Here is a 23,233-nt window from a genome sequence, read left to right on the forward strand (position 1 = left end):
CTTTTTCTCCCCATTTCCGTTATATGTCGGTTCTTTTTTTAGCTCAATATGAAATCTGGTGCTAAATCGAGCTAAGCTGCAAAATGAAAGGTTCTTCCGATTGCTGTTAAAGAATGATTTCTTGTAATTGAAAAAGAAAGAGGTGGGAAATTATTCTTTAAAGGCAACCACTGTGTTTCTTCAGAACCATTCATTTCTCCGCCAGCCCTTTTGTCGAATTCCATAATTGAGCCTTTCTTTTAGCCCTTTTGAGAGCCTGCTGTCATATTAACGCTTTGCATAATGGTTTTCTGCGTGAACAAAAAGACGAACAAAAGCGGTGCGATGGTGAACGCGCTGGCAGCCATGATGAGCGGCCATTTTAACCCGTAAGCACCTCCTTCAACGAAAAAGCTTCGAAGACCGGCTGACACAAGCTGCAAATCCGGATTCTTCGTTATGAGCATCGGCCAGAAATAATTGTTGTATTGGTCGATGAACGTAATAAGGGCCAGCACTGCAAACGAAGACCTTGCAATCGGAGCAATAATCGTCCAGAGAATGCGCATATGCGATGCCCCGTCAATTTGTCCGGCTTCCACAAGCTCATGGGGAACCTGCAGGAAGGCTTGCCGAATCAGGAAGATTGAAAACACACTCACACAGTTGGAAATGATCAGACCGGTATAGGAATCCAGCAGCTGAAGCTTGGACAATACGATATACCCCGGCAAATATACCGCCGTATTCGGAACCATATATCCGAGCAGAACGAGCGCGGATAACGCCCCTTTAAGCCTGAATTTCATATGTGCTAGGGCGTAAGCCATCATGCCCGAGTTAAAAATTTGAATCAGTACAATAACGCAGCCGACAAATATACTGTTGCCCATGTATTTCCAAAAAGGTGCGGAAGCCCAGGCATCGGCAAAGTTGCTCCACAGCGGAACTTCCGGCCATAAAGTTGGCGGTGAGCGCCAGATCTCGTCATTTGTTTTAAGTGCGCTAGTAACCATCCAGTAGAATGGAAAAGCCATCAGCAAGGATACGGCTGCAAACAACAAGTGTTTGATGAACCGGCCCAGCGGTCTCGTGTTGGAAGCCAAATCGGATTGCTCCCCTTTCATCGCTTCATTGAAATTAGTAGTGTGTCGTCTTTCTGCTTGCCGTAAGCGTCAGCAAGGAGAACAGCATGCAGATAATAATCAGGATGGTCGCCACAGATGAGGCCTCACCGATATTGAATGACTCAAAGGCCGACTGGTAATACATGTACAACAGCGTCCGGGTTGAGCCTGACGGTCCTCCCTGGGTCAGTACGTTAATCTGGTCATAAGCCTGCAACGACTGGATTAGCAGTACAACGAACAGGAACAGCGTCGTCGGCGAGATCAGCGGCAAGGTCACCCGCATAAAGCGCTGGAACCGGTTCGCGCCATCCAGGTCGGCCGCCTCCATCAGGTCCTGCGGTACATTGCGCAGTGCCACCATGTAGAAGATCATCGCCCAGCCTACCAGTTTCCAGGCGGTTACGATCAGGACGCCGGCCAGTGCCCATTGCGGATCTTTTAACCATCCCAGTTCCGGCAATCCAACCAGCTTAAGAATATAGTTGGCAAGTCCGGCTTCCGGCTCGAAAATCCACGACCATACGATAGAAATCGCAACCGTCGGTGTCACCCAAGGCGAGAACAGCAGTGCCTGGTAAAAGCCTCTTCCTCTCATCCTCGTATTCAGCAGAAGCGCCAGTCCAAGCCCGATGAAGATGACCGGCACAACTGTTCCAATACAGAAAAGCAGGGTTACGCCAAGTGCTTTGTAAAAAGCCGGATTTTCAAATAAATAGCGGTAATTGTCCAGCCCGACAAACACCTTATCCGGACTCATAAAATCCCATTCAGTAAAACTTAGATAAAAAACGTAAATCAGTGGCCCCATCCAAAAAATCGCGAATGGGATCATTGCGGGCAGTGTAAAGAGCAGCGGCTTCAGCTCGCGTACCCATGTCGAACCCTTCAATGTTGCACGCCCCTTCCAATGTTCTGTTCAAAAAAAATTGTACATTAAACTTTGCGCCGTTTGGTTAAAGCAACGTAAAATGGATTTACGACTTTTGTAAAATTTTTAAGGCAAGGCAGGAACGAAGCTTTTCGCTTGGAATAGTAGTACACTGAACATTGAAATCTATTGAAATGCGGTGAATCTGTGAAACAAGCAGCCTTTGGTGAAAATAACCCGGACTTGTCTCCGCGCGAGCTTGCGCTGCGCCAAGTCATTGACGCGATTGCCCAAACGATGGACCTGTACGGTGCCAATTATTCCTTCGGCCAGCTTTATGGCATTATGTTTTTCGAGGATCAACCGATGACACTTGAAGATATGACGCAATATATGAATATGAGCAAAAGCAATATGAGCTATGGTGTACGCTCGCTTATCGCTTCGGGCATGGTCAGCAAGCTCGATGAGAAACAGGAACGCAAGGACCTATACAAGGCGGAGACGAACTTCTTCCAGACCTTCAAAAGCTTCTTCACGATGAAGCTGCAGCGGGAGGTTGATGTGATGACGGCCGCAATTGAGAAGGCCTTCCCTGAGCTGAAGGCAATGCTTGAATCTCCTGATTTGTCTGAGGAAGAACAGATGCGGATCGCAGGCGATCTGGAGAAGCTGAACCATGCGATGGAGTATTATGCCTGGCTTCAGCAGTTTGTGGATAAGTTGCGGGCGGATGATTATTTTCCGGTTTAAAAGCTATTTTGGCGCTTGCGGATAAAGCTCATTTGGGTGAAGCTGCGGGATAAAGGGGTTCCTCCGATTGCTGTTAAAGAACGATTTCCCCCTTATTACACTTTATTTGTAGGAAATCATCCTTTAAAGGCAAGCACTACGTTTCTCCAGAACCCCTTTATCCCTCCGCCACTGCTACGTTGATCGTTCAAGCTACTTCAAAAATAGACATTGCATACTGTAAAACAATCCGTTTACAAACAAAATGACCCGCAAGGGGGACACTGGACAGTACCAGTCCCCTTGCGGGTCATTACGCTATGTATGACAGGATGCAAAAGATCTTCACACCTTTACTCTAACCTTCAAAACAAAACTGTATATGTCTTAAGAACAGCTCTATAGCCCATCTTGCCATATGCCCGTCTGCCGCTATCTTAAACTTAAAGCTTGATCTTCGTCTGCAACAATCCGGCCTCACGCGCCGCGGTGTAAATAATGACCACCATCGGTCCGAGAAACACCCCGATAACGCCTACCAGCTTAAAGCCGACATACAGGCTGATAAGCGCGGACAGCGCACCGATGCCGACGGCATCACCAAGTATTTTCGGCTCCACGACGCGCCGGAAAATCGTGATGAGCAGGAATAACACCACCAACCCCGCACCGGTATAGGTATCCCCTGTACCCAGCAAGTAAGCAGCCCATGGAATGAGAATAGCGCCTGTACCCAATATGGGCAGCAGATCAACGCATACTATGAGTAATGCAATGGCAAGCGGATATTTTAAATCAAGAAATAACAGCCCTACAAGGGTAATAACGTAAGTCATTAGGCTTAGAATTAGCTGGGAACGAAGAAATCCGAAAATGGAACGGCGCAGGCTGGACAATACATTATCAACTTGTTGACGGGATTTGGATTCAAATAGTGTGAGGAAAGTGTCCTTGAGCGTATGCAGGCTGTAGCTGAACAAATATACGGCTACAAGAAACACGATGAAGAAAATAAACAGGCCGGGTATCCCTTTTGCAAAAGTAACAAAAGAAGTGGATATGCTCGTTACAAGCGATGAAATGGAGTTGGAAAAGGTGGATATCCAATTTTGAAGCTGGGACTTGGTATCTGAAGACAAACTTGTGTAATAAAGCTCGATGTCTGCTATCGTGTCCTGCACAAACAGATTGGCATCTCCTACATACTGGGGAACCTTATTCCAGAAATCGATAAGCTCGGCTACTACCTTCACACCAAGCAGGACCATCAGACCGATCAGAACAACGGTAAATACTGTGCTGGTCAGTGTAGCGGCGATAAATCTGGGGAGCCGGAATGACCGCATCAGCATCAAAATCAGCGGCTCCATAAATATTGCGACAACCAGGGCCAGCAGAAAAGGCGCTCCTGCTGTAAACAGCAAGTAAAGCAGCGCCAGTCCTACCGCCATAGATACAATCGCACGGACCGACATCGGAGTGCTTCGCCTCCCTTCGGCTGTTCTTAGAGTACAGCGCGGCGTGTAGTAAAGTCGGTGTCCTTGTAGTACATATCCTTCACCAGCAAATTCGGTCCGCAGCACCCTGCTGCAGGGCAGCTGCAATCCACGCTGCGCGCAAGCGGATGGTCGAGCCAACGGTCGAAGACATCGCTCAGCCGGTCATCCTTAATGTTGCCGAAGGCCGGCACATCGGAGAAATCCGTGACGAATACGTCTCCGGTAAACAGATTGACATTGAGCCGGTTCCGTCCATCGGGGTCATTGCGTACCGTCACATTGTGCTCCTGGCGAAGACGGGCCAGCAGCTTGCGCTCCGCCTCATTCTCACTGCAGGCAAAGAACGGCAATGTCCCGAACAGCATCCATACATCCGGATCACGATGATCCAGCAGACGCTCAATCGCCAGCCGCATCTCTTCCTTGGACAGCATCGGCAAATCGGCTGCGAAGGCGCTCGGATACATCGGATGAACCTCATGGCGCTGGCAGCCCATCTCCAGAATGAGCTTATGGATCGTATCAATATGCTGATGAGTGCGGTAGTTAATCATCGATTCTGCTGAAATCAGCATTCCGTTGCTGCTTAGCCGCTGTGAATTCTCAATCATCCGGTCATACAGCTTGGCTGCTGCGGCGACAGGCATCTTGTGCCGGGCTTTGGCAAAGCCGATTTCAAGAAAATCGTGGACATCCCTATAGTTAAAGGATATGTGCATGACGTCCAAATATGGCAACAGAATTTCATACCGCTCATAATCAAGCGTCAGGTTGGAATTCATCTGCGACTTTAGCCCTCTCTCCTTCGCATAGCGCAGGATCGGAACAATATAATCACGCACGGTCTGGGCGGAGAAGGACGGCTCGCCGCCTGTAATGGAGATCGTTTGAAGGTTATCGATTTCCTCCAGTCTGTGCAGCATTTGTGTAACCGGAAGCTTGCCGGGCTCATTGTAGACGAGTGTATCTCCTACCGCACAGTGCTCACAACGCATATTGCACAGATTCGAGACAGTCATCTCGACACTGGTCAGACGATGGCGCCCGTGACGCTGCATGGAATGAATCGGGTCCCACGGATCTGTGGAAGGAGACAGAACGAGCGGATGTTTCGGTTGTTTATTGCGGGTCAAACTATTCATCTATATCAACACCTTTTAGTTGGTAACCATACTTTATTATTGTAATGAACAGCGCAGTGTCTTGCAATCAGCAAAAAGCAGCCTCCGCCCCTCAATGCCCGCAGCAGGCATTTACAGAAGAGCAGCTAGCTGCTACTTTTTAGGACATGACATACCCTTCCGCATACTTGACTCTACCCCAAAATGGACGACGCCGATTCCAGGATATTGGCAGCAGCAAGCAGCAATAGAAGCGTTTCAGGCTGGATAAACATGTTTTGGAGGTGGGGTTATCGAAGAAAACAGGCTCACGGCCATTTGCAGACAGGAAACATGTACCTCAATTCCCTACACTTCTGCCGGCATTCCGGCATCACTAAAATTGACCTTGACGATCATCGTGCTCAGATGTATCGACAAGTCGATCTCATAAGGGACCGACAGTGTCTCCCCGGCCTCGTTGTATAGCGCCCGGATAATCGGCCGGTGCGGATAGGTCGCATTCGTATCAACCACTACCCCGCTATCCCCCGTGTTCAACTGCACCATCAGGCCAACCGGATAAATCACGACCTTGTCCCGGAACAGCTGCACCATACTTTGCTCATACAAGGTTCCTGTCCCTACATAGAGCTCTTCAATCGCCTGATGCGGCAGCATCGGGGCACGGTAGACCCGCGAGGTCGTCATTGCGTCATAAGAATCGACAAGACCGATCCATTTGGCATACTCATGAATTTCGTGGCCACGGATACCGCGCGGATAGCCGCTCCCATCGAGCCGTTCATGGTGCTGGTAGGCACAATGCGCCACAATCAGCGGAATGTTGGGCTCATCCTTGAGCAGTTGGAACCCGTGCTCCGTGTGACGCTTCATCTCTGCGAACTCCTGCTCCGTCAAGCCGCCGGGCTTGAATAATATCGAGGAAGGGACCTGGGTCTTGCCCACATCATGCAGCAGCGCTCCAAGGCCCAGTGTCATCAGTTCCTCATGCTTGTAGCCATGAGCCATACCAAGCAGCGTCGTATAAATACATACATTTAGTGAATGCTGGAACAAATACGAGTCAACCACACCAATATTCATCAGCATGATCATCGCATCCTTATGGGTGCCAATCTCATCCATGACCATTGCCAGCACCTGCTTGAACTGCTTGGCGATATAAGGATAGGTGACACCTCCGCGCAGCTTGGGGGCATTCATCATATCCTTAAAAGTGGTACGAATCTTCTCCAGCGCCCGAATGCGCGTCTCATCGCTGATCAGCTCGGGGATTACAAGGTCCGAAGTAAGCGAGTCCTCAATATATACAAAATTAATTCCACATTGGCCAAGACGAAAAATCAGCTTCTCTGTTAATTCGACATGCTCCCCAAGTAAAACAATCCCGTCCTCTGAAAGGATTCGCTTCCCCAGCCGCATCCCCGGACGGCACAAAGTAATGGGCACTAAACGCATACTATCGACCCCTGCCCGTCTGCTATTTGCTTCGATCCTGAACTCTTATATTCTCGTAATGTTAATGTAAGATATTTTCAAGAAAAGAGCAACTTAAAAAACGGGAATTTTCGACAAGTATAGAGAAAATAAGTGAATTTCGACACACTGTCATCATTCATTATGAATAGGAATACGAGACCATCTGTTCACAAAGCATTGCTGTCGCTCGTTTTCCTTTTGCAACTGGGAAGCCAAAAGATCGCGAATGAACTCCGGTAAGAAATAACGAAGTCCGGTGCCGTTCTTCAAGCTGAGATATCCGACCCCGAACGTAAACATATCAATCGTACCGACCGAATAGCAGCTATCCGGCTCTAGCGCCTTGTCCCCAAGTGAAGCCTCTATGATTCTGGCATAGGGAGGGCGGCTCAAATCATAGACAATATGAAGGCCATCCACTGCAAGAGCCCCCAGCACCTCCCCGCGAAATCCGAAGCCCTTGATCGGCTTGCTCCGGAATTCTTCCAGTAAAGACTCCTCCAGAGCCTGAAGCAAATCCGTTCCATTAAGCTGCATTAGGCAAGGATTAATGGGTGACGGGCATAATGCATGCAACTGTCCCGACGTTACACGCCCTGATGCAAGCCCCCCCAGGAGCTGTCCTGTATTGACCAGACCAATATCCGCACCTGTCCACTGCCGCAGCCCGGCTGCAAGCAGATTTGCCAGCGGGGCATCCGTATCATTTCCTGCGGGCAGAGGAAGGTCAAGCGCCACGATCTCACGGTTAAGCCGTCTGCAGCCGGCATCAAGAAAGCTGCGAATAATTGCAGTTGCTCTCTCCTCCTGCTCCTCCGCAGCCATCGCTACACAACCTCCACGAATGACAGGGCGGCCGGTATCCCGGTCCAGATCGAGCTCTACCCGGCCCAAATATTCGCCGAACTTGCCAGCCGCGCATATGGTCGTCGTCCCTCTTACAAGCGGCTCCAGAAGCAGATGATGGGTATGGGCACCCAAAATCAGATCGACGCCCGGAATTTCGGCAGCAATCCGCTCATCCGAGGGCAGGCCGAGATGGGACATTACAATCACGACATCTGCCTGCTCCCTTAATTCCGTCACCTGCTGGCGCAGTGCCTCAAACGGGTCCGTAGCCTCCCAGCCCAACAGACAGTAAAAATCGGCAAATGCCGCAGTAGCAGCGGTAACCCCGATTCTAATTCCATTCTTGACCATTATATAAGAAGGCAGCAGCCATTCCGGCCGCTCCCCTGTATTTAAATCCAGCATATTGGCGCATATCACCGGAAATTTCGCATGTCCCTGGTACGCAGAGACCAGCTCTTCACGGGAATACGTCAAGCCTTCATTATTGCCCAATGTGACAGCCGCATAGCCTGCCGCATTCAAGAGTTCAATATTCACAAGACCGTCGCTGCCTTCTGTCTCTACCCGCATTCTGTCCATATGATCTCCGCAATCGAGCACAAGCAGGCGGTCGTCCCCATATAAGCGGCGCTCGGCTGAAATATAAGAAGCGATTTGGGCGGCCTGTTCCAACCGGCTGTGAAGATCATTGCTGTGCAGCAGCACGACACGCGGAGCATGTTCAACTTTTGCGCTCATGCTAAAGCCCCTCCCTTGATTTTCCGAATCTGTTCACCGCCGCATCAAGCAGCACACCTTTTTAGCATACCATTTTTACACCGATTAGGGTATGGTTCTATGATCGAGCATGCTATCCGTAATCAGGAGTTTTGGGCCGGGAAGGCAGTACAATCCATGACGAATATTTGCTGTAAAAAAATAAAGGAAACCGCGGAAGAAATTTGTCTCCACAGCTTCCCGTTCATTGAAGGCTCATACTTGACTTTTATAAGCGGTTTTGCGAGATGAGAGGGCATGAGCAACAGCGGAAGCTTGCTTAATCCAGAATTCTTTTCGCATACAAGAATGTTTGCTTCCAGTAATCCTTGTCTATCTCGGTAACTTGAACACCATCTTCGGGCAGTGGGCTGGAATGGATCATTTTCTGGTTTCCCAGATAAATCGCTACGTGTCCAACCTGTTCATCGCTTTTGAAGCGGCCTGGCACATAAAAGAACAGCAAATCGCCAATGCGCAGCTCCGAGCGCTCTACATGGGTTCCTTCCGCAGCCTGGGCCCGGGCTGTGCGGGGCAGACTGTAATTAAATTTACCGAAAACGTATTGAGTGAAGGATGAGCAGTCAAAACGTTTGGATTCATCATAAGACCCCGTACCGAACAAATACGGTACGCCCATGAATTTTTTCGCTTCCTCCGTAACTTCACTGCCTGTACCAGCCAATGCTTTTAATGATACCGCCACATCGCGTTTGTTCTTGCCTGATGTGCTGCTGCCCTCCTTGGCTGGCTTTACGGACGGATCAAGCGGATCATCCTTGAAATCGGCAGCATGGCCGGCTGCAGGATCGATATATCCGGGAACCGGGAAGATCGTAATCTCACTTTCTCCAATGTTGAACACCGCTTCATCCTTAAACAGCTTCTCGATCGTCTGCGTCGTCACCATCATGCTGTCCTGCTGCTTGCGGGCAGGCGCGTCCATCACGACCTGCTTTCCTTCTGCCAATACTGTCTTGGAATCGGCCTGGAAGGACCAGACGACGTCATGATCGCCGATCAGCAGCTTCTTTCCATTCTCTGCCCAGCGGGTCTGAAATCCGATCTGTCCGGCCATCCGGGCGACATCTGCATAGGAGCCGCCGTCGAGCTTAACGATCGGGACAGGAGACTGCCCTTCATCCAGTTTGGCAATATGCTCCTCAACACTGAAATTCTCCACCCTGTTTGGCTCATTCGTTCCCCTGCCCTGCCATCCGCAGCCAGCTAGTCCCGTCATAATAGCCACACAAATCATTAAGCTGAGCAACCGTTTCATCCCATAGATCCCCTTTGTACATTTTGGTAATTTCTATCGTTAGGATGTACAAATAGAGGGGGATTATTCTGAATGTCCAGACTAAAATACCGGAAGATCCCCCACATAGGGAATCACCCGGTATGTCCGGTTCGTTCTGTTCTGATCAGACACAAGTGAAGGACTCGATCCGGTTCAGATCGAAGCCGGAGAAGGTCCAAAAGAAACCGTTCCAGCGAAAGCCGGAGACAGACGTCCGTCCGACGAAAACAGGGTAGAACCAAAAGCCCGGTCCGCCTCGCGGCCAAATGTATGTGTAGCGGAACAGACAGCCGGAGATCGCGCCCGGGTCAACGGCAAGCGTGGATGTGAAAGGCATTGCCGGGATGGTTGATGGCGGTGGTGATGTGGGAGCCTGCAGTTGTCCTTGCTGCCCTTGCTGACCTGGAAAACCTGGCTGACCTGGAATACCAAGGGGCCCAAATGGCGGTTGAATTGCCAACGGAATCACTCCTGTCGTTGTTAAATGACCTGCTGTACAAGCTTATAGCAGCGATATGGTGAGAAGATTGAACAATACCAGCGGGAGGATGAAATTGTTGCCTGGATAAGGTGGCGGGAATCCGAAACCCGGGACAAAAGCACGTGTGTACCCTTCATTGGACAGGCTCAGATAGAGGTTGCTGTTATCAAAATGCATGATATGTCCTTCGAAGACATCACCGTCGATCGTCTCAATTTTTACCAGCCGGTGGATATGCTCATTGCACAACTGATGGAGCTGTCCTCTAACCGAATTCAGCACTTGGTGTACTTCGGAACAACATTCATAAAGTGGTGTCACTGCGGGCTGTGTATTGCTTTGTATGTTCATGATGCAGACCTCCAATTCAAACTTCCCGTTATTCTATGCATCAGCCCAGTTCGGTGTTACTGAAGTTAAACTCATCTTGACCTGAATAGAATTCTAAACCTTAAGCCTGCTCTGTGTATAAAATCCAAGGTATTAGAATATTGATCATTTTCTCTACTAAAAATATTTAATAAATAGACGTAACTGTAGACTGCTTCTATGATGCGCAGATACAACTTGGGCGGCGGCTCCACTTTCGGACAAATAAAACTCGTCAAGCGAACAGACAAAAATGTCCGATCACTGTCCCATACTGGACAAATATGTCCAAGCATACTCGCTTGAAATTTGCGTCCCTTGACTGTTTCAAAAACCTCGTTGCCTCTCATATTAGCCCGGATAATAAAACTAAAAAGCGCCTATGGGCGCTTTTTAGCCTTAACTATGCCAGTCTTTCAATAACGATAGAAGCACTAACAGTCGGTGTTTCCGATGCTCCCCCTCCAATCGAGTTTTGCAAAGTAACTGTCCCCGTTGGGTCAATTCGGTTTAAAGTCAGGACACCTCCGGAAGTTAGTGATGTCACCACTTGCCCTTGGTAGGGATTATTTCCAGCTCCTGAACCGTAGTTGCTGCAAGGTACTAAAGCTGCAGGAGGGGCACCCGCCGGATCAAAGAATAAACCAAAAGCTGAGTTACCCGCCACAGGGAATACTTCCCAGCTAATATTATAAATTCCGGTCGTATTGATTGTAATACTGGAAGGTCCAACGAATGTAATGGCCGTTCCATTTACAGTTGAATTATTAAATGTCACGGCACCTCCTTGACCTCCAGGAGAAGGTGCTGCTGCTACTGTCTGTTGTACAGTACTACATAGGAAAGCGAAATCGGACAGCCCTCCTGGTGCTCCAGTTGCTCCAGTTCCTCCTGTTGCTCCAGTTCCTCCTGTCGCTCCAGTTCCTCCTGTCGCTCCTGTACCCCCTGTGGGACCGGTCGGGCCTGTTGGTCCGGTTGAGCCAGATGACGGGCCTATCGGCCCCGTCGGACCAACGGGGCCGATATCACCTCTTACCCCCTGTGGCCCTGGAGGACCCTGAATTCCGTTGGAACCTTGCGGACCAATAGGACCTTGTAATCCAATAGCACCTTGTGGCCCCGGAGGACCCTGTAACCCGTTGGTGCCAGGAAGCCCTTGTGGTCCGGTTGGGCCTACAATCGATTGTAATTTAATTATTGGTCTTGGGCATTTAACTGAGACTTTTTTACACCTTACCACTTTTTTTGGTTTATGAAATTTACATTCATGTTTCTTTTCATGCAATTTTCTTTTTTTCTTTTTCTCTGGGCAATCCATAACGCCACCTCCTCGAAGAATAGACTCAGTGTACGCCGTCGGGGAGAATTAAGTATTTACACCCGCCTATTACTTGATAGGTAATTAACTATTTTTAACAAAAAAAGGCAGGTGCGGATTATAATTTGTCCAAATGAATCCAATCAAATTTATTTTTATGGGATTCAATTTATAAAAGATAGAAAGTATTACAGGAATTCTTTATATTCTACTAAACATCCAATATTCAGCCTGATATTCAACAAAATAGCGTCCCCAAAGGAGCGGCATGTATGAGGCAAGATGGTTGCCTTAATTGGCCGATAGTGTCTATCACTGAACCCCAACTCCTGTGCCATCATGCTGTGTTTAAAACTTGTCTTTCCATTATGTCGCGTTTTCACCTCCCTTCACTGCTCCTCTTGCAGCCGTGGAGCGCCTGGGGATTATGTATTGTGCCCATAACAAACTCTCTAAAATGAAAAGAAGCATTAACATGATGTACAATGGTTTCGAATTGACCAACACAGTCGCGCAATAGCATGCCCTCAGCGGAAATGAAACTACCTTTTTTAAGCGCAAACTATTAAAGGCTTGGACAGAAGAAATAATGAAATAGAAATGGAAAAATCAATATCATTTTAATGGATTACTTTTATTATTAATTAATAGAAAACTTGAGCTTTCCCGCCGCAAGGCGGTTTACTATACATAAAAAGAACAAATGTTTGATTTTAGGTAACAATGGCAAGCTCGAGTGGCGAGAGATGGTGAAGAATTTAGCATTTGACACATTTCTTACAAAGAAAGAAGCCGGCAAAGTAGAGGAGCAGATATATTACGGCCAGACCCTTAACGACTGTAATATGCTGTTCGAGGGGGGAGGGATGACTGGTTCAAGCATAAATGCAGAGAATTGAAAGATCCCACAACAGGTGGAGGCTATTATGCAGCTGCACATTAAGCCTGGCTTCGAGAACAAAAGAATCATGAAAACGTAGAATCGACATCAAGAATTGGCTACAGAAGTATGTAGACAAGATTGACGAGAACGGCAAGTCAAAATATTCATTCCGTTCATGCCTGAAATACCTCTCAATCATGAAGAGCATCTTTCACTATGTGGTTCAAGAATTAAAGGTTTTGGTGAAAAATCCTGCTGATTGGCTCAAGGTGCCGACTCAAAACTTGGACACATGACAATCAAAACCACAGCGGATACCTACCTAGATATAACCCGGAAAATAGAAGAAGACGAACTCAAAGGTTCGCCTCCTACACCAAAAGAAAAATCTGAATCGGCATGAAATCGGCACAAACGACTTCTGCCAGTATATAAGAAACCTAGAAACCCTTGCTGAACAAAGGATTAACCGATCGAGCCTTCCATCTCGAACTTGATCAGGCGGTTCATCTCAACGGCGTATTCCATCGGCAGCTCTTTGGTGAACGGCTCGATGAAGCCCATAACGATCATCTGAGTCGCTTCTGCTTCTGACAAACCACGGCTCATCAGGTAGAACAGTTGATCCTCAGACACCTTGGATACAGTCGCCTCATGCTCCAGAATGATGTTGTCGTTCAGGATTTCGTTATAAGGGATCGTATCGGATGTCGATTCATTATCCAAAATGAGCGTATCGCACTTGATGTTGGCTTTGGAGCCCTCGGAGTTGCGCCCGAAGGAAGCCAGACCACGGTAGGTTACTTTACCGCCGTGCTTGCTGATCGATTTGGATACGATCGTCGAAGTTGTATCCGGAGCCAGGTGAATCATCTTCGCACCGGCATCCTGATGCTGGTTTTTGCCAGCTACTGCGATGGACAATACCATACCTTTCGCGCCGCGGCCTCTCAGCACTACAGCCGGGTATTTCATGGTCAGCTTGGAACCGATATTTCCGTCAACCCATTCCATTGTCGCATTCTCATCCGCAACCGCACGTTTGGTAACGAGGTTGTAGATGTTTGGCGCCCAGTTCTGGATTGTTGTATAGCGCACGCGCGCATTTTTCTTACAAAGGATTTCAACCACTGCGCTATGCAGGGAGTTTGTGCTGTAGACAGGAGCTGTACATCCTTCTACGTAATGCACAAAGCTGTCCTCATCGGCAATAATGAGCGTACGCTCAAATTGACCCATGTTCTCGGAGTTAATACGGAAGTAAGCTTGCAGCGGAATTTCACATTTAACGCCTTTTGGCACATAGATGAAGCTGCCGCCAGACCATACTGCACTGTTCAGAGCAGCGAATTTATTGTCATTCGGAGGAATGATCGTTCCGAAGTATTCCTTGAACAGCTCCGGATACTCGCGCAATGCCGTATCTGTATCGGTAAAAATAACACCCTGCTTTTCCAGGTCCTCTTGCATGCTGTGGTAGACAACCTCAGACTCATACTGGGCCGATACACCAGCTAAGAACTTTTGCTCAGCTTCCGGAATACCCAGCTTGTCGAATGTTTCCTTGATTTCAGCCGGTACTTCTTCCCAAGTCTTTCCTTGCTTCTCGGAAGGACGGACATAATACTGGATATCGTCAAAGTCCAGATCGTCCAGCTTGCCGCCCCATGTAGGCATTGGCATTTTGTTGAATTGTTCCAGCGATTTCAGACGGAATTCCAGCATCCATTCCGGCTCATTCTTCATTTCGGAGATCGTTTTGACGATTTCCGGGGTCAGACCTTTACCGGATTGGAATACAGCCTTGTGCTCATCGCGAAAGCCATACTTGTACTCTTCCATTTCAGGCATTGTTTTTGCCATGGTTCGCATACCTCCTGTAATTCTATTTAAAAATGCAATCCGCAAACGTCAATGGAGATTTGCTGCAAATTAAGATTTGGTCTCGATTCCCTTGCGCAGTGCATTCCATGCCAGTGTCGCGCATTTGATCCGTGCAGGGAATTTGTTCACACCGGACAGAGCTTCCAAATCCTCATATTCCTCAAAATCGACTTCGTCGCCTTTCATGAGGGAAGAGAATTTGTCTGCCATGCCAAGCGCCTCGTCAAGCGTTTTGCCGCGCACAGCATCGGTCATCATCGATGCTGAGGACAGGCTGATTGAGCAGCCCTCACCAGTAAAACGGGCCTGCTGCACGATGCCGTCTTTCAGCTCAAGCTGGAGAGAAATCCGGTCGCCGCAGGTCGGGTTGTTCAGGTTCACTGTTACAGCCTCTTCATTTAGAGTACCACGATTGCGCGGATTTTTATAGTGATCCATGATGACTCTGCGGTATAAATCATCCAATTGCATGACCGAAGAACTCCTTTGTTTTTAGTAGCGAGCTCACCAGACGGTCAACATCATCTTCCGTGTTGTACAGGTAGAAGCTCGCTCTGGCTGTCGAAGAGACTTCAAGCCACCGCATAAGCGGCTGGCAGCAATGATGTCCGGCACGGATGGCAATCCCTTCTGTATCCAGTACGGTTGCCACGTCATGCGGATGGATGTCTGCGATATTGAAGGTGACCAGGCCTACGCGTCCTTCGCGGGGACCATAGATCGTCACGTCATCAATTTCGGACAGGCGGTCATAAGCATAGGATGCAAGCTGCTGCTCATGACGGTCAATCTGATCCAGGCCGATTTCCTCCAGGAAATCAATCGCTGCTCCAAGACCGACGGCTCCTGCGATGATTGGCGTGCCCCCTTCAAACTTCCAAGGAAGCTCCTTCCAGGTGGAATCCTGCCAATCGACGAAATCGATCATTTCCCCGCCGAACTCGATCGGCTCCATCTTCTCGAGCAGCGCCTTCTTGCCGTACAGCGCGCCAATTCCCGTAGGCCCGCACATCTTATGGCTGGAAAAGGCGTAAAAGTCGCAATCCAGGTCGCGAACGTCCACCTTCATGTGAGGTGTGCTCTGGGCCCCGTCTATGACCATCACTGCTCCATTGCGATGGGCAATGGCTGCGATCTCCTTGACCGGATTAATAACACCTAGCACATTGGATGCATAAACGACAGATACGACCTTCGTACGCGAAGTAATAGTTTGCTCCACATCTTCAAGACGAATCGTGCCGTCTGGCTGGAGCGGAATATATTTCAATGTGGCGCCAGTTGCTTTGGCCGCCTGCTGCCAGGGGATCAGATTGCTGTGATGCTCCATCTTGGTGATGACAATCTCATCGCCCTCGCCGCAGACAGCTCTCGCATAGCTGCTTGCCACAAGGTTCAATGCTGTTGTTGTACCTCTGGTAAAAATGATTTCCTCAGTGCTCGAAGCATTGAGGAACCGGGCAACCTTCTCCCGCGCTCCCTCGTATGCATCTGTAGCACGGGACCCCAATGTATGCACGCCACGGTGCACATTGGCGTTGTCCCATTCGTAATAGCGTTTGACTGCCTCGATGACCTGCTGCGGCTTCTGTGAAGTCGCAGCACTGTCAAGATAGACGAGCGGATGACCGTTTACTTCCTGATGAAGGATGGGAAACAGCTCGCGAATCTCCCGGGCATTCATGATCCCAACTTCCTCTCAAGGAGCTTGTGCAGACGCTCTCTAACCGCCTCAATCGGAATTTCGGATACAACCGGAGTCAGGAAGCCGTGAATGATCAGTCGCTCCGCTTCTTGCTTGCTGATGCCGCGGGACATCAAATAGAAGATTTGCTCCGGATTTACCTGTCCAACGCTCGCAGCGTGACCAGCGGTTACATCATCCTCGTCAATCAGCAAAATCGGGTTGGCGTCTCCACGTGCTTGCGGGCTGAGCATCAGAACTTTCTCTGTCTGCACGCCGTTCGCCTTCGTTGCGCCCTTCTCGATTTTTGTAATTCCGTTAATAATGGCAGTTCCCTGCTCTTTCATTACAGCACGGGTTACCATATTGCTGTCTGAGCTCTTGCCAAAGTGAACCGCTTGGGTAGTCAAGCTCATCTTCTGGGAGCCGGAACCGATGCTGATCACTTTCGCATCCGAAGTAGAGCCGTTGCCTTTAAGCACGGACAGCGTATCGGACAAAATGTTGCCGTCCTGCAGATCCCCGATGATCCACTCGATGCGTCCGTCATTTTCAATTACGGCACGACGCAGCGTCAAATCGCTTACGGACTGACCCAATTGGTGGATTGTTGCGAACTGAACCTGTGCGCCAGGCTTAACGATAACTTCAACAATCGATTGGTGAATAGAAGCTGCAGCTCCTTCACCAAAATTCGTAATGACATTGTCCACATACGTTACACGGCTGTGGCTGTCAGCTACGATCAGAATGTGCGGAGCGAAGGTCGCTTCAGCATCATCGCTATACAACAACGCTTGAAGCGGCAGCTCAACTTCCACGTTTTTAGGAACGTAGACAAATACGCCGCCGCTCCACAACGCTGCATGCAGGGCTGTCAGTTTATCTTCATTTTTATTGATCGCTGTGAACAGATGGGCTTTGACCAGATCCTCATGCTCGCGTGCCGCAGTCTCAAGGTCAGTGAAAATAACGCCTTTGCTGCGCAGTTCCTCGGACAGCTGGGACAGGACAACACCTGAGTTGCGCTGTACAAGCAGGTTCGCAGATGCTTCAGCAGGCACAAGTTCTTTGACCGCTTCCGGAAGTGCGGACACATCAGCAACTTTATCGGATGCTTTATGTTGCCCGAATGCGTCCAGGTTCCAGCGGGTAATATTCATTTTTTCTGGCTTAGGCCATTCCAAAGTTTGAGCAGCCTCTGCCGCTTCCGTTCTAAGCGCAGTCAGCCATGCCGGCTCCTGCTTGCTTCTGGACAGCGCATCTGCCAGACTTTGATTAACCGGAGAATTCGTTTGTGTACTCATATTTAGCATTAGGCTCCCTTCTTTGCTCAGGCTTGGCCGACAGTTTCATCAACAATGCCGAGTTCTTCCTTAACCCAATCATAGCCTTCGTTCTCCAGACGCTCAGCAAGCTCCGGACCGCCGGATTTTACAATGCGTCCTTGCATCATAACGTGAACAAAGTCAGGAGTAATATAGTTCAGCAAACGCTGGTAGTGTGTAATAATCAGGAAGCCGCGATCCTCGGAGCGCATTGCGTTCACGCCTGCAGCTACAATTTTCAGAGCGTCAATGTCAAGACCGGAGTCAATCTCGTCAAGAATGACCAGCTTCGGATCGAGCAGCATCATTTGCAAAATTTCGTTACGCTTCTTCTCACCGCCGGAGAAGCCTTCGTTCAGGTAACGGTGAGCAAATTCAGGATTCATATCCAGCTCCTTCATTTTGCTCTCCATTTGGCGGATGAATTTGATCAGGGAAATTTCGTTGCCTTCCTCACGACGGGCATTGATTGCGCTGCGCAGGAAGTCGGAGTTGGTCACGCCTGCAATTTCACTTGGATATTGCATTGCCAGAAACAGGCCGGCGCGTGCACGCTCGTCCACTTCCATCTCCAGCAAGTCTTCGCCGTTAATCGCTACTTCACCATCTGTTACTTCATATTTAGGATGACCCATCAAAGCGGAAGCAAGCGTACTTTTACCCGTACCGTTCGGACCCATGATGGCATGGATTTCGCCACCTTTGATTTCCAGGTTGATACCCTTCAAAATTTCCTTGCCTTCGATTGTTGCCTTCAGATTATTAATAGAAAATTGTGTAGACATGTTCTAAAAGCTCCTTCCAATGGATCAATTATTTAAAGTAATTGTTATTTGATTCTCACTGATTCTCAATAATCATTCTATCTTAGTTCTTGCTACAAATCAATCATGATGCCAACATTAGACGAATATCCGCCCCATATTTCGCCTCATGTCCAGTGTCCAGTTTTACAGGGCAGGGGTACCGGATAAAGCCTGCCTGATCGCTTCGGCACGCGCTTGGTATTCCTCATCACTTAGAACAGGCGCAGCTTGCCGCGAGATTGTCCCCTGCTCCAGTGTTACCCATGATTTGCAGCCAGTATACTCGGGACGCATCGGAAGCGTTACTTCCTCCTCCAGCCTGTACACCCTGACGAGCAACAGATGCAGGGGCTTTTTGCGCTTCCATTTCAAGCGCTCCTCTGCAAAAGTGTCCGTCCATATATGAAAGCCCTGCAGCCTGTCCAGCGTCTCCTGATCGGTAATTTCGATATCATCAGTCACTTCGCCGTAAGCCTGCATCGTCAACTCCTGTGAATCAGGCTGCCAGCCTGCAAGCAGCTGTTCCAGGCGCGGCTGGTCATTTGGCTTTAATAAATGAAGTTTCTGGTGCTCATAAGCAGGCATCAAGTAGAAATGCGGGCTGATCAATTGAAAATCCCTGGTTTCCTCGATGATTCCCCCTTTGCGCAGCAGCATAATCTGGTCTCCCTCCAGCAGTGCCGAAATGGTAACCGCCCAGTCCTTGAGCGCTACATGATTCGACACCTCCACTGGCAGATTTGCCATTCAAACCCCTCCTTTATCCTCTCTTTCGTTCTATTATAACAAAAGCGGGTATTCCAACGCGAAAAAATATTCGATATACTAGGTGAAGAAAGCTTGGACGGGCGTCGACTTATGACAAGAGACAGACCCTGGTTTGGCCTTCAAGCACTATACTTTTATGGAGGTGGACTGCTGTGTCTGCATATCACCCTTTAACTGAACAAGAAGCCATCGGCATCGCCCGGTCCTTATCGGATTTCTTCCCGCAGGATGCGAATCTGGAAAGCCGGGAAATCGGAGACGGCAATTTGAATCTGGTGTTTCATATCCGTGATTCCGGGAGCGGGAAAAGCCTGATTATGAAGCAGGCGCTTCCTTATGCAAAGGTTGTTGGTGAATCCTGGCCGCTGACGCTTGACCGGGCACGTATTGAGAGCGAAGCCCTGATTACCCAGGCCAGGCTTGCTCCCGGACTTGTTCCTGAGGTATACCATTATGATGCGGAGATGGCATTGACCGTGATGGAGGATCTGAGCGATCATGTCATTATGCGCAGCGGCTTGATGGAAACCGGACGCTATCCCAAATTCGCTTCGGACATTTCCGATTTTATGGCAGCCACGCTGTTTTACACCTCTGATCTGGGCATGAACCAGCAGGAGAAGAAGCTCAAGGTTGGTCAATTTATTAACCCGGAGCTGTGCAAAATCACTGAGGATTTGATTTTTGACAATCCGTATACGGATTCTTCCAATAATAATTGCGAGGCGGCAATCGCCGATGAGGCTAAAGCGCTGCAGAGCGATTCCGGGCTGCATATGGAGGTCGCACTGCTGAGACAGAAATTCCTGACCGAAGCGCAAGCGCTCCTCCATGGGGACCTGCATACAGGCAGTGTCTTTATCACTCCGGAATCGACCAAAGTCATTGATCCGGAGTTTGCATTTTACGGGCCGATCGGCTTTGATGTAGGGGCCGTAATTGCCAACTTCCTGCTGAACTATGCCGGACAGGAGCACTGGAGCGGAGATGATACGCGCGAGGATTACCGCGAATATCTGCTCAGCAGCATTGTGGATATCTGGGAGCAATTCGAACAGAAATTCCGCAAACTGTGGAATGAGCATGGCGTAGACCGTCTGGCGAATTCCGCGGCGGGCTATCAGGACCTGTATATGAAGCGGCTGCTTCAGGACACCATTGGATTTGCCGGATGCAAGATGGTCCGCCGTGTCGTCGGATTGTCCCATGTCGTCGATATTGATAAAATTCCGGATGATGTGAAACGTGAGAAAGCTCAGCGTCTGGCACTGGCGATCGGCAAGGCACTGATCAAGCTGAACCGCCGGGCAGAATCCATTCACGAGCTTGTGGACATTGCCAAGAAAGGAAATTGAGAATAGATGAGTACAGAAAGTACGGAATATGCAGGACTGCAATCTGTTATTTGGGCGGGAGAGCATCTTGACCTGCTCGATCAGCGTCTGCTGCCGGAGGAAGTTGTGTACCTCCCCCTCCAAACCTCTGAGGAAGTATGGGAAGCGATTCGCCATCTGAAAGTACGCGGAGCTCCGGCAATCGGCATGACCGCAGCTTATGGTGTCGTGCTGGGAAGCCGCGGCGTGGAAGAGTCGCTGGAAACCTTTCATAAGATTGTCCATGAGCAAGCGGATTATCTGGCAACCTCCCGTCCGACCGCTGTCAATCTGTTCTGGGCGCTTGACCGGATGAAGGCCAAAGCCGATACGATCGTGCAATCCGCTGCAAGTCTGGAGCATGCAAAACATGCGTTGCTTGAGGAAGCACTCGCGATCCAAAGTGAGGACGAGGAGACTTGCCGCCTGATCGGTGAGCACGCGCTGGAGCTGTTCAAGGATGGCATGGGCGTGCTCACGCACTGTAATGCAGGAGGGCTTGCAACAGCCAAGTACGGTACGGCACTGGCGCCAATCTATCTGGCGAAGGAGAAGGGCATCAATCTGTCCGTCTTTGCCGATGAGACCCGCCCTGTGCTGCAGGGCGCCCGGCTGACTGCCTTCGAGCTGCAGCAGGCTGGCGTGGATGTCACACTGATTTGCGACAATATGGCCGGCATGGTTATGTCCAAGGGCTGGGTGGATGCGGTTATCGTCGGGACGGACCGTGTCGCTGCCAATGGCGATGTCGCCAATAAAATCGGAACGTACAGCGTAGCTGTATTGGCAAAGGCGCATAACATTCCGTTCTATGTCGCTTGCCCGCTGTCAACTATCGATTTGCAGACCGAATCCGGTGCTGAAATTCCGATTGAGGAGCGGCCTGATGAGGAAATTACCGAGGGCTTCGGCAAGCGTACGGCTCCGCGCGGCGTGAAGGTATTCAATCCGGCATTTGATATTACCCCGAATGAGTATGTCAGCGCCATTATTACGGAGAAGGGGATTGTATATCCGCCGTACAATGTCAACCTGAAGAAGCTTTTTGACGTATAGGAATGAGCAGCACAGCGATTAGCTATTACCGCTACGGCGAGCCGCTTGAGGTGCTCAAGCAGGTGCGCAGGCTCAGTCCTATACCCGGCAAGGGAGAAGTGGCGGTGCGGGTGACTGCGAGACCTGTCAATCCATCCGACCTGATCCCGGTACGCGGCGCTTATGCGCACCGGATCGCCCTCCCCGCAATTGCCGGCTATGAAGGTGTAGGGATTGTTGAGGCTGCAGGAGAAGGCGTATCTGAACATTGGATAGGGATGAGAGTGCTTCCTTTGCGGGGAGAGGGGACGTGGCAGGACACTGTCTTGTCCCCGGCCTGCTGGGCGGTGCCCGTCCCTTCTTTTATACCCGACGGGCAAGCTTGTCAGCTGTATATCAACCCTGTGACATCATGGGTACTATGTACGGCCCGCCTCGGGCTTGGGGCGGGGGATTGCCTCCTGCTCAATGCGGCCTCCTCTGCCTTCGGTAAGATTACGGCGCAGCTTGCCAGTGTACTTGGAATCCGGCTGATTGCAATTGTCCGGCAGCACTCACGGGTGGAAGAGCTGTACCGTCTGGGTGCCTGGAAGGTCATTAGCGAGGAAGCAGGTTCCCATTGCCTTCAGGACATAGTACTGGAATGGACAGAAGGGAGAGGCGCAGACGCCGCTGTTGACTGTATAGGGGGCACCTCCGCTACCTCCCTGTTCTCCTGCATTCGTTCAGGGGGAAGGGCTGCCAGCATTGGCTTGTTGTCGGGGAAACCTTTCACAGATTACCGGCTTGTTCAGAATCGCCGGATTCAGTATTTTGTGTTTCATCTCCGGCACTGGCTGTCAGCAGTCTCAAGTGAAGAATGGCATGCTGTCTTCCGGCAGCTCATTGAACTTGTGCAATCTGGCCGGCTTGTACTGCCATCTGTTAGCCGTTATTATGATCTCGATAATTTCCGGACTGCACTGACTGATGCAGAACGTCCAGGGCATAGCGGAAAAATTGTACTGGTCAGCCGGCTGATTTAAGATTTGGCCGATATATTACAAAACAATAAAAACGGCTGTGCCTCCGACCTGAACAGGATGAAGCACAGCCATATTTGTTTTATACCATCAGCGCCAAGGCTTCATAACCCGGCATTCCCGCCTTAATTCCATACTCCTCTGCGGTAAGCGTTACCGACTCCAGTGGAGCATTGAGCAATTCATCCAATGTCTTCACGCCGACAGCCCTGCCGGCAATAATGCCCCTATCCTTCAAGCGGTCATTAAGCAAACTGACATCCAGAGCGCCGCACATAATGTATCCTTTATCCGTAGACAGGGTGAGCAATGTTGTCTTGGGCAGCTTGACCTCCACTCCCAGTACCGTCATGTTCCCGATTGTATAAGGAACCATTCGAATCATCGGTTGATCTCCCCTTTACACCTGAATAGTCATCGATGCGAATTAAACCTGCTGCGGACAGCCGGGCCTTGAACTGGTGAAGACACCGGATGCATCAGCCATGCTGTCCTTAGCACTATATGCATAGGGACATCTATTCCGTGTGGGTGGGTATCCTGCCTGCCGCCGCTCTCGGGGT

At 49.7% G+C, this 23,233-nt stretch carries 22 protein-coding genes; 4 read left to right on the forward strand and 18 right to left on the reverse strand.

The window, feature by feature from the left end; all coding sequences use genetic code 11:
- Positions 1-71: 71 nt before the first annotated feature.
- The 3 genes from H583_RS36705 to H583_RS0119585 are packed head-to-tail and all read right to left on the reverse strand — an operon-like array spanning position 72 to position 1,941.
- Positions 72-224 carry a hypothetical protein gene (locus tag H583_RS36705; RefSeq protein WP_154665921.1) on the reverse strand — a complete coding sequence of 51 codons (153 nt, stop codon included), beginning with the start codon at positions 222-224 and terminating at the stop codon, positions 72-74.
- Between the two features lie 15 nt (positions 225-239).
- Complete coding sequence (locus tag H583_RS0119580; protein ID WP_028561958.1) at positions 240-1,085, reverse strand: carbohydrate ABC transporter permease; 846 nt, start codon at positions 1,083-1,085, stop codon at positions 240-242.
- A 34-nt stretch (positions 1,086-1,119) separates the two neighbouring features.
- Complete coding sequence (locus H583_RS0119585; RefSeq protein WP_081667385.1) at positions 1,120-1,941, reverse strand: carbohydrate ABC transporter permease; 822 nt, start codon at positions 1,939-1,941, stop codon at positions 1,120-1,122.
- Positions 1,942-2,184: 243 nt separating this feature from the next.
- On the opposite strand from H583_RS0119585, the gene H583_RS0119590 reads away from it, so the two are divergent.
- Positions 2,185-2,730: a GbsR/MarR family transcriptional regulator gene (locus H583_RS0119590; protein ID WP_028561960.1), complete on the forward strand. Its 546-nt coding sequence runs from the start codon at positions 2,185-2,187 to the stop codon at positions 2,728-2,730.
- Between the two features lie 422 nt (positions 2,731-3,152).
- Here the strand turns inward: H583_RS0119590 and ytvI are convergent, their stop codons facing one another.
- From ytvI to H583_RS0119675, 14 genes are all read right to left on the reverse strand, one after another.
- Positions 3,153-4,184, reverse strand: coding sequence for a sporulation integral membrane protein YtvI (gene ytvI / locus H583_RS0119595; protein WP_028561961.1), 1,032 nt, complete (start codon positions 4,182-4,184; stop codon positions 3,153-3,155).
- Between the two features lie 29 nt (positions 4,185-4,213).
- Positions 4,214-5,350: a radical SAM/CxCxxxxC motif protein YfkAB gene (gene yfkAB / locus H583_RS0119600; RefSeq protein WP_028561962.1), complete on the reverse strand. Its 1,137-nt coding sequence runs from the start codon at positions 5,348-5,350 to the stop codon at positions 4,214-4,216.
- A 327-nt stretch (positions 5,351-5,677) separates the two neighbouring features.
- Positions 5,678-6,790, reverse strand: coding sequence for an HD-GYP domain-containing protein (locus H583_RS0119605; RefSeq protein WP_028561963.1), 1,113 nt, complete (start codon positions 6,788-6,790; stop codon positions 5,678-5,680).
- 153 nt (positions 6,791-6,943) lie between these two features.
- On the reverse strand, positions 6,944-8,401 hold the full coding sequence (locus H583_RS0119610) for a bifunctional metallophosphatase/5'-nucleotidase (protein ID WP_028561964.1): 1,458 nt from the start codon (positions 8,399-8,401) through the stop codon (positions 6,944-6,946).
- 298 nt (positions 8,402-8,699) lie between these two features.
- The gene (locus H583_RS33540) at positions 8,700-9,698 is read right to left on the reverse strand and encodes a C40 family peptidase (RefSeq protein WP_051236659.1); all 999 of its coding nucleotides are present in this window, start codon (positions 9,696-9,698) and stop codon (positions 8,700-8,702) included.
- Positions 9,699-9,843: 145 nt separating this feature from the next.
- Positions 9,844-10,188 carry a transporter gene (locus H583_RS37350; protein ID WP_425414531.1) on the reverse strand — a complete coding sequence of 115 codons (345 nt, stop codon included), beginning with the start codon at positions 10,186-10,188 and terminating at the stop codon, positions 9,844-9,846.
- A gap of 33 nt (positions 10,189-10,221) precedes the next feature.
- Complete coding sequence (locus tag H583_RS0119635) at positions 10,222-10,551, reverse strand: hypothetical protein (protein WP_028561966.1); 330 nt, start codon at positions 10,549-10,551, stop codon at positions 10,222-10,224.
- Positions 10,552-10,972: 421 nt separating this feature from the next.
- On the reverse strand, positions 10,973-11,347 hold the full coding sequence (locus tag H583_RS37625) for a hypothetical protein (RefSeq protein ID WP_245585956.1): 375 nt from the start codon (positions 11,345-11,347) through the stop codon (positions 10,973-10,975).
- A gap of 1,888 nt (positions 11,348-13,235) precedes the next feature.
- Positions 13,236-14,633: a Fe-S cluster assembly protein SufB gene (gene sufB, locus H583_RS0119650; RefSeq protein ID WP_028561969.1), complete on the reverse strand. Its 1,398-nt coding sequence runs from the start codon at positions 14,631-14,633 to the stop codon at positions 13,236-13,238.
- 69 nt (positions 14,634-14,702) lie between these two features.
- Positions 14,703-15,125: a Fe-S cluster assembly sulfur transfer protein SufU gene (sufU, locus tag H583_RS0119655; RefSeq protein ID WP_028561970.1), complete on the reverse strand. Its 423-nt coding sequence runs from the start codon at positions 15,123-15,125 to the stop codon at positions 14,703-14,705.
- On the reverse strand, positions 15,112-16,338 hold the full coding sequence (locus tag H583_RS0119660; RefSeq protein WP_028561971.1) for a cysteine desulfurase: 1,227 nt from the start codon (positions 16,336-16,338) through the stop codon (positions 15,112-15,114). Before H583_RS0119660 ends, sufU begins: the two co-directional genes overlap by 14 nt.
- Complete coding sequence (sufD, locus tag H583_RS0119665) at positions 16,335-17,645, reverse strand: Fe-S cluster assembly protein SufD (RefSeq protein ID WP_028561972.1); 1,311 nt, start codon at positions 17,643-17,645, stop codon at positions 16,335-16,337. The genes H583_RS0119660 and sufD overlap by 4 nt, the downstream gene beginning before the upstream one ends.
- Positions 17,646-17,671: 26 nt before the next feature.
- A complete protein-coding gene (gene sufC, locus H583_RS0119670) occupies positions 17,672-18,451 on the reverse strand; it encodes a Fe-S cluster assembly ATPase SufC (protein ID WP_028561973.1) in 780 nt (259 codons plus the stop codon).
- Between the two features lie 165 nt (positions 18,452-18,616).
- Entirely contained in the window at positions 18,617-19,219 is a 603-nt protein-coding gene (locus H583_RS0119675; protein ID WP_036709983.1) for a DUF1802 family protein, read from the reverse strand.
- A gap of 173 nt (positions 19,220-19,392) precedes the next feature.
- Here H583_RS0119675 and mtnK point away from each other — a divergent pair, with 173 nt between their 5' ends.
- Genes mtnK through H583_RS0119690 form a run of 3 tightly spaced genes read left to right on the forward strand, consistent with a single transcriptional unit; the run spans position 19,393 to position 22,673 of the window.
- The gene (mtnK, locus tag H583_RS0119680; protein WP_028561975.1) at positions 19,393-20,595 is read left to right on the forward strand and encodes an S-methyl-5-thioribose kinase; all 1,203 of its coding nucleotides are present in this window, start codon (positions 19,393-19,395) and stop codon (positions 20,593-20,595) included.
- Positions 20,596-20,601: 6 nt separating this feature from the next.
- Positions 20,602-21,669, forward strand: coding sequence for an S-methyl-5-thioribose-1-phosphate isomerase (gene mtnA, locus H583_RS0119685; protein WP_028561976.1), 1,068 nt, complete (start codon positions 20,602-20,604; stop codon positions 21,667-21,669).
- 2 nt (positions 21,670-21,671) lie between these two features.
- Positions 21,672-22,673, forward strand: coding sequence for a zinc-dependent alcohol dehydrogenase family protein (locus H583_RS0119690; protein ID WP_028561977.1), 1,002 nt, complete (start codon positions 21,672-21,674; stop codon positions 22,671-22,673).
- A gap of 79 nt (positions 22,674-22,752) precedes the next feature.
- Here H583_RS0119690 and H583_RS0119695 read toward each other — a convergent pair whose 3' ends face one another.
- Positions 22,753-23,055 carry a YunC family protein gene (locus tag H583_RS0119695; protein WP_028561978.1) on the reverse strand — a complete coding sequence of 101 codons (303 nt, stop codon included), beginning with the start codon at positions 23,053-23,055 and terminating at the stop codon, positions 22,753-22,755.
- Positions 23,056-23,233 lie beyond the last annotated feature (178 nt).

It is taken from the genome of Paenibacillus pinihumi DSM 23905 = JCM 16419 (assembly GCF_000422505.1).
GTDB classification, from domain to species: domain Bacteria; phylum Bacillota; class Bacilli; order Paenibacillales; family Paenibacillaceae; genus Paenibacillus_D; species Paenibacillus_D pinihumi.

Excerpts from the sequence above, each read along its gene's own strand:
- sufB (WP_028561969.1), bottom strand. The coding sequence starts at position 14,633 with ATGGCAAAAACAATGCCTGAAATGGAAGAGTACAAGTATGGCTTTCGC.
- H583_RS0119610 (WP_028561964.1), bottom strand. The coding sequence starts at position 8,401 with ATGAGCGCAAAAGTTGAACATGCTCCGCGTGTCGTGCTGCTGCACAGC.
- ytvI (WP_028561961.1), bottom strand. The coding sequence starts at position 4,184 with ATGTCGGTCCGTGCGATTGTATCTATGGCGGTAGGACTGGCGCTGCTT.
- H583_RS0119675 (WP_036709983.1), bottom strand. The coding sequence starts at position 19,219 with ATGGCAAATCTGCCAGTGGAGGTGTCGAATCATGTAGCGCTCAAGGAC.
- H583_RS0119585 (WP_081667385.1), bottom strand. The coding sequence starts at position 1,941 with ATGATCCCATTCGCGATTTTTTGGATGGGGCCACTGATTTACGTTTTT.
- H583_RS33540 (WP_051236659.1), bottom strand. The coding sequence starts at position 9,698 with ATGAAACGGTTGCTCAGCTTAATGATTTGTGTGGCTATTATGACGGGA.
- H583_RS0119690 (WP_028561977.1), top strand. The coding sequence starts at position 21,672 with ATGAGCAGCACAGCGATTAGCTATTACCGCTACGGCGAGCCGCTTGAG.
- H583_RS0119605 (WP_028561963.1), bottom strand. The coding sequence starts at position 6,790 with ATGCGTTTAGTGCCCATTACTTTGTGCCGTCCGGGGATGCGGCTGGGG.
- sufD (WP_028561972.1), bottom strand. The coding sequence starts at position 17,645 with ATGAGTACACAAACGAATTCTCCGGTTAATCAAAGTCTGGCAGATGCG.
- H583_RS0119635 (WP_028561966.1), bottom strand. The coding sequence starts at position 10,551 with ATGAACATACAAAGCAATACACAGCCCGCAGTGACACCACTTTATGAA.
- H583_RS0119660 (WP_028561971.1), bottom strand. The coding sequence starts at position 16,338 with ATGAATGCCCGGGAGATTCGCGAGCTGTTTCCCATCCTTCATCAGGAA.
- H583_RS36705 (WP_154665921.1), bottom strand. The coding sequence starts at position 224 with ATGGAATTCGACAAAAGGGCTGGCGGAGAAATGAATGGTTCTGAAGAA.
- yfkAB (WP_028561962.1), bottom strand. The coding sequence starts at position 5,350 with ATGAATAGTTTGACCCGCAATAAACAACCGAAACATCCGCTCGTTCTG.
- sufC (WP_028561973.1), bottom strand. The coding sequence starts at position 18,451 with ATGTCTACACAATTTTCTATTAATAATCTGAAGGCAACAATCGAAGGC.
- mtnA (WP_028561976.1), top strand. The coding sequence starts at position 20,602 with ATGAGTACAGAAAGTACGGAATATGCAGGACTGCAATCTGTTATTTGG.
- H583_RS0119695 (WP_028561978.1), bottom strand. The coding sequence starts at position 23,055 with ATGATTCGAATGGTTCCTTATACAATCGGGAACATGACGGTACTGGGA.
- sufU (WP_028561970.1), bottom strand. The coding sequence starts at position 15,125 with ATGCAATTGGATGATTTATACCGCAGAGTCATCATGGATCACTATAAA.